We start from the raw sequence: 7263 nt of genomic DNA, 5'->3' as shown, positions 1-7263 counted from the left end.
TTCCACTAATGCTCATTATCTTTAATCCTCCACAATTTTAATATTGCGGCCCCTCTGTCGATCAGAGCCGCATCTGCTCCCTTGTAATAAGTCCGAGCAGTTCACTGTCTCCATGCAAATATGCCTGTTAACCTCCCCGGCCAAATTCCATACCGGCCTTCACCTCCTCTCACTGATCTGCCGGAATGCCTGCCCTGTCCGGCGCGACTTTGGCGACCTCGCTTTTCCGCAGGGCGAGGAACTTATTCCCCATATAGACGCCCTGTGCCGCATCCTGTTATCTTCTCCCGGAGGGAATCAGACAGCTTCCATTCCTTCCCGGATGACGCTTTTGGGATGCCCGCATAATGGCTTTTTGCTATTCTTGCTATACCCATGTTCAATCCTCCTGTTCGATTGGAAACCGAAGATGCCTGCCTCTGCCTTGTAGGGCTTGTAGGGCTGTGGCTTAGCGAGAATATTTCCTTTACTACACCGAATAACTCGAATCACGGATAAAGGTAGTAAACAGATGCGCTATGCACTTTTCAATCCTGTCTTTATCACTGTTGCTTTCAAAATTCAATAACTCATCAATATCCACTCCTATATAATTTGCCATTGCTTCCAGTGGTATCTTGAAGTATTGTGCAAGGTTCTCAAGCAATGCCTTGTAATATTTATCATTGTTCGGTTTTTCACAGCAAATCTGTAGCAAAAATGCCATAAGATACTTCTCTTTATCCTTATCTCTTAATCTATAATTTTCATTACTGTATAACTGCCGTAATTCTTCTTCTGGTATTTGTGTTGCTATGCTGATGGAAGCAAAATCAAATCCCCAATCCAAATATTGTTTTATCAATTCCTGCAAAGAATATAACCTCATACTGACTTTCACCTCCTCTCGCTGATCTGCCAAAATGCCCGCCCTGTCCTGTGCGACTTTGGTGACCTCGCTTTTCCGCAGATTGAGGAACTTATTCCCCATATAGACATTCTGTTATCTTCTCCCGGAGGGAATCCGACAGCTTGGATGAGCCTTTCCTGCCTTGTGGATGTCCGCCTGATGGCTTTTTGCTATTCCTGTTATATCCATTTCAATCGCCTCTCTGCTTTGACGGAACGCTGGGGATACCTGCCCCGCCTTGTCAGGCTGTGGATTATCGGGGATATACAGCCGATGGAATTTATTTCTTGTTCATGAAATCCCAATATGCCTGCATACTGTACTGGTAATATGCCGCAGCTTTTTTCTGGCTCAACAGCTTCATGTCACTGATTTGTTTCTGGAACATATCCATGAAATCCATTCTGTCATTTAACCCCATAGCCCCTGTTTCTAGCGGAAGAGAGGTAAATCCGCCTAATTTTTTAACACCCATATGCGCTTCCAAAGCACGCATTTCCACAACAGTCGCTGACTTGGGATTTACTTTGTTGATATGTATGGTTTTTTCAAATTCATCCCCATTCTCATCAACACCTTTTGCAATCACGGTCGGATTATCCTCTGTTGAACCATCCGCATATTTGATATAGAAAGACAGCCCTGTCCCGTTACCGCCAGAGTACAGCATGTCATCCGTTTTCATGTATATAGTAGTCGTATGCGGTTGTGTGCTTGCTACATTGTTCACCTGCGCCGTAAAACTTTTTCCTGCCGTATTCTGCTGTGCCTTTCTCGCTCCCTGCCATGCCGGGTATCCCGTTGCTCCTATTCCATTTACATTCATTTTTCAAATCCTCCATTATTTTTATTATTACGACCCCTCTGTCATTCAGAGCCGCATCCGCTCCCTCGTAATAAGTCCGAGCGGTTCATTACCTATCCCTTTGCCCTTTGTTCCTTTTCCGTTAATCAGAAACCAGCATCATTACTTTTCCTTTTATAACTAAAATCCGCTCCCATCAAAGAAATAAGAATATCTGCCTGCAATCCAATATTGTTTCGTTCATCCAATATCGGAATATCTAATTCCTTTACACCCGAACTGTCAGAGTACAGCACCTTACTTTTCTTTGATTTTGTTTTTTCAACATCATCCCCCCAATCAAACTCCAAATAGTAACCTCCCGTTCCATCTTCATGGATAAATACTCCATTGCCTTTTACCTCGCCTCCCGTCAATTTACTTGTCCACGGTATATCTTCAATTGACTTATACACTTTCTGTCTAAAGGAACCATCCTTTTTCATCCTTAATAAGGTTTTCTTTGAAATAATCACATTTCTCCCACCATGCATATTATATTTCTCCAGCATTGCGGTGTCATACATTTCTGCCTCTGTATCTGTTTTTTCACAACTGTAATCTACAACAACCGTATTTACATTAAACTTTTCGTCCAGAAATTTCTTCATTTCCGCAATATCTGTTTCCTCATTCACCTGCTGTAAAAGTTTTTCAAATTCATCTCCGCATTTGATGCCGTTACTTGATAAATTTACAGCATTATTGATTTGCGGCAAAATTGCTTGAATATCCATATTACCAACCTTTCTACATATGTTATCAAATTTAATCCATTGACCTCTCTGTCATTCAAAGCCGTCCATGCCCCCTTGTGGTAAGTCCGGGCATGATCTTCCTTACTTCAAGATGTCAGAATGCTTTCATCCGCTATCGGGTCATCATCATAGACCGCCGGACCGCCATCCTCAATCTGATGCACGGCATCCGGGGCGGGGGGTCCCTGTGTGGTGCATCCGCTGATTGCGGGAATCATCATTGCCGTAATAAGTAATGCCGTTATTCTGCTGACACGCATTTTTCATGTCCTCCTCCATAAATTGAAGGAACCGGCCATCTGCTGATAATACGAACCGGCCCTCAAAAAAGTTTCATTTCTCTTATCTGCTGCGGCCCCTCTGTCATTCGGAGCCGCCCATGCCCCCTTGCGGTAAGTCCGGGCATGATGCCCTTCATTAACCAAGCAGCGAATCACCGCCTGCCGCTGTCTCCGTCATGACATTTGCATCATAAGCATTGGATGCCGCCTCCATCTGCCTTTCACCAGCCCACGCCTTTGCCAGCCTGCTTCTCTCCTGCTCCGCCTTTGCAATCTTTTCATCCAAAAGTTCCTGCTGAATTTGTTTTGCCGCTTGACGCTTTTGTAAATATTCCTCCAATAATTCTTTCTGTCTCTCTTTTCTTTCATTGCTACTTTTATAAAAACTATCTTGTGAGCGAATACCAAATTCAGAATCTGCGGAAACCGGCCAAGCATCACCCCTACATTGTTCTAGCGTTTCACCAACTGTCAACATTACAGACGCATTCCTTGAACCATATGAAGCTCCTAAATCATGCTTAATCCAACTTAAAACCTGCTGCTTATATTCAGGATCGTCTTTCATTCTCTTAAAAGCAGCCTCAGTCACATTAACTGCCGCATTACTTACTGTTGCGTGCGTAGTAATCTGAGACAACTCCTGATAAAACTCTTTCTTAAACAGCTCCATTTCTTCCGCTTCCGATAGTTCCTGTGTACTGCCTGTTTTTTCCAGTGCGAATTTTTCCGTACCGTTCACATTTTTCGTATTTCTCTTTGTTTCCACATTGTTCTGATAATAATTTTGTCCTATTCCACCGATAGCCATTTTTAATCCTCCGTTTTAATCTGTTTTTGAGTTTCATTTAGTGCAAGGTCATTTACTTACCTTCCCCCACCTCCCCCTGCTGCAGCATTACCGTCACATGGAACACATCCCCTTTCACTTTTATGTTTACACCGCCGAAATACCTCTCTGCAATATCCCGCACATTTTCAAGCCCTATCCCATGCTCCGTAATGATTCCCGGCAGGATACTCTGTTTCGTTGTAGGCGGGAGTGAACTGCCTTTGCTTACAGGGACAGCGCCGTCAAAGCTATTTTCCACATACAGTATCAAAAACTGCTTTTTTCGCTTTAACGAAAGGCGTATGAATCCTTTTCCCGGTTCCAGTTTCTCACAGGCTTCTATGGCATTATCCAGAAGATTGTTCAATATAATCCCCATATCAAACACGGGAATTTCCCCGCCATACCGGAAATCTGCACCAAACCGGATTCCCGCCTTTTCCGCCCTGCGGCATTTGTCATTGATGATGACATCCGTCACTGCATTCCCCGTCACATACTTATATTCCAGTTCCTGCATGGTCTCATCCATCCTGCGGACGTATTCCTCTATCTCTCCATACTCCCCTGCTTCTGTCAGCCCTTTAATGTTCGCCATGTGGTTTTTCATCTCATGCCTTACCTTGCGGATGCTGCCATAAAAATTCTCTGCTTCCTCCAGACGCTCCCTCATAGCCTTCACTTGCTGTTCCTCCACGAAATGTTTCTGCCTCTCGGCAAGCAGGATGCGGTATCTCTGCCAGAAATAGATCAGGGCGGCCTCTCCCGCAAATATGAGAACCGCTATCATGGGAATCTTCCAAAGCAGGTCTGGCTTTTCATCAAACAGCACAAAAGCATCTGTATTTATTCTTACAATAAGCAGGCCGTTGACCACGTTTGCAATCATGCTCCCAACAAAATTTAGAATGGAAAGCAGGATGATGTCCTGCCAGGCCATTACGGCTTCCCCTTTAATGAGGCTGTGAAAAATAACTGCCATTGCCACATACAGTACCATATAAAAGAGAGCGGAAACCGCCATACCGACCGACAAACATTGGTATACCTGTTGCATATAGCTTTCCTGCATTGCATCAAGGCTTTTCATCATCACACCCGTTATCTTCATGTAAATGCTGTTTGCAATCAGAAAACTCAGACAATGGAGGTTATAAAAAGCAAGCATCACAAATACTGCTTTTCCAATCTGCTTTTTATAACATATCCCGGCATAACCCATTATTACAAAAGCTGAAACGCCATACCGCACCCAAGCGGCACACGGAAGGAACCCTATCCCTATATTGGCAAGGATAAACAGTACTGCCGCAATGCCATCCCTTTTTGATTTTTTCTCCCTGAAAGCCGCCGCCCACAAAACAAGGAACATAATTGCTTGTATGGCAATCTTCCATATATCCAAGATGCTATTCACTATTTCAAACGCTGGCTGGCTCATAGGCTTTCCTCCGAAATGTAATCCATGTATGCCTGCACAAAGCCGTCATATTTATACCTTGAAAGAAGCAGCTTATCCCCGTTCGCCATCCTTACCTCCGTCTTATCGTAACCCTCTACATGGAAAAGGTTGATAAGGTATCCCCGGTGGATGCGGTAGAACTGCCCCGCCAGCTCCTCCTCCAAATCCCCGATCTTCGCATAGTATTCTATATTTCCGCTTTTTAAGTACAGGATGATATTGTGGTTCCGGCTTTCCATGTAATAAATGTCATTCAGCGGTATCGCCTTTCCCTCGCCGCCATACTGGATCACAAGTTTTTTCTTCCGCTGCTCCGCCTCGGATAAAACCTGCCCCGCCGCCCGTCCGAACACCTCTGCAAATTTCTGCTCGTCCACGGGCTTTACCAGATACTGGAACGCCCCTACGTCAAATGCATCATACACATATTTTTCATACCCTGTCACAAAAATGATGATGGGCTGTTTCTGCGCCTCCATGCCCCGGATATGCCTTGCCAACCCCATGCCGTCCATACCTGCGCTAGAGCCTCCCATCTCTATGTCCAGAAATATAATGTCATGCTCCTTATCGTCCGAAAGGTACGCATCGGCAGAGGCATATTCCGTGATGCCGCACTCCCCTCCCTGCTTTTTGATGAGCGAAACAAGGTAAGACCTTATATTTTTTTCATCATCACACACCGCAATTTTTATCGTTTCTGCCACCTCCAGTCCTCAACTAACTTATCGGAAAAATAAGGGCGATTTCTAACGTCTACTTCGTGAATGGTTAATCTGGCTACGTGAATCGCAGATTTTTTGTTTTTGAAAGCCCAAATCAGCCCTAAAGTTTTTCGCCATTCGTCCGATATAGTGGAAACGCGAACCGCCGTGTAAGCATATTACCTCTTATTCCCCCTCTTTCCAAGTAATTTCCGTTATCAGGCCGCCCGGCCCGCCTGGGAAAAAAGCAGACCGCCAGAATTGGAAAAAGGGCCTATGAGCCCTTTTCCTCTTTATCCTTAGTATAATTCCAGTAGCCGGGATATGTTCTCCCCTAATGCCATCTCCGCTGTCCTCTTGTCCGGGCTGACAAATTCAATAAGCTGCCTGTATAGATACGGTTCCCCATAAGGGGCATCTGAACTGTACAGGCACCTCTCCGGCAGCTCGGCCAATGCTATCTTAGTAGCAATGGAAGCAAATGCAGCCGAAAGGTCTAAGTACACATTATCATGCTCTTTTGCGAATTTGATCACGTCCATCCAGTTTGAGCCGCCCAAATGCCCGAAGATAACGGGAATGTCGGGATATTTTTCGCATAAGGACATCAGAAGTTTTATCCCCTCCATCGTAACCGGATGGAAAGTATGTACCCAAACCGGATAAATCCTTGTATCCATCAATGCCTGAAATACAGTGTCCAACTGCCTGATCTGCCGCTCGTTTCCGGGTGTAAACTCTCCGATTCCATACAGAGAATTGGAAGTGATCTGTGTGTCAATCCATTTTTCCGTTTCTTCCAGTTCCATTCCCAAAGGCACAGCGCCAAAGCCTAAAAAGCGGTCAGGATATGCCCTTACTGCCTCTGCCACTTCTGCAATATTCTTTTTCAGGCGGCTGATGTTATCCTCCTTAGTGTTGGAACCTGCTAAAATCTTATTCAAAGCCGCCATTTCTTCTTCTAGTTCCTTTAATGTGCCTGCTTTCTCCGGGTGCGGCGCCGTGCAGAATAATACCGTCTTATCCACTACCGCCGCATCCATTTTATCCAACTGCATTTTTATGGGGAACATGATATGTTCGTGGCTGTCTATCACCATTTTCAGAATCTCCTTGACAATTTTGGTATATTGACGTTAGCATTAAGGAAAGCTAAAATCAAGTACGCACTTTTTTGAAATAAGGTTTCCTTTTTGAAACCGTGCGTGGAAAGGGGCAATACATAATGGCAAAAGTGCAGGCAGTGGATAAACAATGCCCGGTTGAACTTGGGCTGAATATCCTTAGTGGAAAATGGAAACTGAAAATATTATGGCATCTCTCCAAAGGCACAATCCGTTTCAATGAGCTGCAGCGGCTCCTGGGCAGCATCACCACCAAGACACTGACAGAACAACTCCGGGAACTGGAGGAACAGGGAATTGAAGTGCTATACTAAAGTTGTAACAGAAGTGGCTAATGAGATATAATCAAAATAACAAGAAACGAGGTAC

At 44.7% G+C, this 7263-nt stretch carries 10 protein-coding genes; 1 reads left to right on the top strand and 9 read right to left on the bottom strand.

Annotated elements, in window-relative coordinates:
* Positions 1–242: 242 nt before the first annotated feature.
* The 9 genes from D5281_RS23510 to D5281_RS23470 form a co-directional block, all read right to left on the bottom strand.
* A complete protein-coding gene (locus D5281_RS23510; protein WP_277935591.1) occupies positions 243–377 on the bottom strand; it encodes a hypothetical protein in 135 nt (44 codons plus the stop codon).
* A 92-nt stretch (positions 378–469) separates the two neighbouring features.
* Positions 470–970: an HTH domain-containing protein gene (locus D5281_RS26245; protein WP_016302846.1), complete on the bottom strand. Its 501-nt coding sequence runs from the start codon at positions 968–970 to the stop codon at positions 470–472.
* A 199-nt stretch (positions 971–1169) separates the two neighbouring features.
* On the bottom strand, positions 1170–1715 hold the full coding sequence (locus tag D5281_RS23500; protein ID WP_016302847.1) for a hypothetical protein: 546 nt from the start codon (positions 1713–1715) through the stop codon (positions 1170–1172).
* A gap of 125 nt (positions 1716–1840) precedes the next feature.
* Complete coding sequence (locus D5281_RS23495; protein ID WP_016302848.1) at positions 1841–2470, bottom strand: DUF6033 family protein; 630 nt, start codon at positions 2468–2470, stop codon at positions 1841–1843.
* A 107-nt stretch (positions 2471–2577) separates the two neighbouring features.
* Positions 2578–2751 carry a hypothetical protein gene (locus tag D5281_RS23490; RefSeq protein ID WP_160562332.1) on the bottom strand — a complete coding sequence of 58 codons (174 nt, stop codon included), beginning with the start codon at positions 2749–2751 and terminating at the stop codon, positions 2578–2580.
* A gap of 157 nt (positions 2752–2908) precedes the next feature.
* Complete coding sequence (locus D5281_RS23485) at positions 2909–3583, bottom strand: hypothetical protein (protein ID WP_004058656.1); 675 nt, start codon at positions 3581–3583, stop codon at positions 2909–2911.
* Positions 3584–3635: 52 nt separating this feature from the next.
* The gene (locus D5281_RS23480; protein WP_160562331.1) at positions 3636–5045 is read right to left on the bottom strand and encodes a sensor histidine kinase; all 1410 of its coding nucleotides are present in this window, start codon (positions 5043–5045) and stop codon (positions 3636–3638) included.
* Positions 5042–5773 carry a LytR/AlgR family response regulator transcription factor gene (locus D5281_RS23475; RefSeq protein WP_016302852.1) on the bottom strand — a complete coding sequence of 244 codons (732 nt, stop codon included), beginning with the start codon at positions 5771–5773 and terminating at the stop codon, positions 5042–5044. Before D5281_RS23475 ends, D5281_RS23480 begins: the two co-directional genes overlap by 4 nt.
* Positions 5774–6069: 296 nt before the next feature.
* Positions 6070–6870: an amidohydrolase family protein gene (locus D5281_RS23470; protein WP_160562330.1), complete on the bottom strand. Its 801-nt coding sequence runs from the start codon at positions 6868–6870 to the stop codon at positions 6070–6072.
* 125 nt (positions 6871–6995) lie between these two features.
* Between D5281_RS23470 and D5281_RS23465 the strand changes: the two genes are divergently transcribed.
* On the top strand, positions 6996–7208 hold the full coding sequence (locus tag D5281_RS23465) for a winged helix-turn-helix transcriptional regulator (RefSeq protein WP_160562329.1): 213 nt from the start codon (positions 6996–6998) through the stop codon (positions 7206–7208).
* The last annotated feature ends 55 nt before the right edge of the window (positions 7209–7263 follow it).

Origin of the sequence: Parablautia muri (genome assembly GCF_009917485.1) — a bacterium.
GTDB classification, from domain to species: Bacteria; Bacillota; Clostridia; order Lachnospirales; family Lachnospiraceae; genus Suilimivivens; species Suilimivivens muri.
Note: the sequence above shows the minus strand (reverse complement) of the source record. Positions and strands in the feature narration are given on the sequence as shown.

Excerpts from the sequence above, each read along its gene's own strand:
- D5281_RS23510 (WP_277935591.1), bottom strand. The coding sequence starts at position 377 with ATGGGTATAGCAAGAATAGCAAAAAGCCATTATGCGGGCATCCCAAAA.
- D5281_RS26245 (WP_016302846.1), bottom strand. The coding sequence starts at position 970 with ATGGGGAATAAGTTCCTCAATCTGCGGAAAAGCGAGGTCACCAAAGTC.
- D5281_RS23500 (WP_016302847.1), bottom strand. The coding sequence starts at position 1,715 with ATGAATGTAAATGGAATAGGAGCAACGGGATACCCGGCATGGCAGGGA.
- D5281_RS23495 (WP_016302848.1), bottom strand. The coding sequence starts at position 2,470 with ATGGATATTCAAGCAATTTTGCCGCAAATCAATAATGCTGTAAATTTA.
- D5281_RS23490 (WP_160562332.1), bottom strand. The coding sequence starts at position 2,751 with ATGCGTGTCAGCAGAATAACGGCATTACTTATTACGGCAATGATGATT.
- D5281_RS23485 (WP_004058656.1), bottom strand. The coding sequence starts at position 3,583 with ATGGCTATCGGTGGAATAGGACAAAATTATTATCAGAACAATGTGGAA.
- D5281_RS23480 (WP_160562331.1), bottom strand. The coding sequence starts at position 5,045 with ATGAGCCAGCCAGCGTTTGAAATAGTGAATAGCATCTTGGATATATGG.
- D5281_RS23470 (WP_160562330.1), bottom strand. The coding sequence starts at position 6,870 with ATGGTGATAGACAGCCACGAACATATCATGTTCCCCATAAAAATGCAG.
- D5281_RS23465 (WP_160562329.1), top strand. The coding sequence starts at position 6,996 with ATGGCAAAAGTGCAGGCAGTGGATAAACAATGCCCGGTTGAACTTGGG.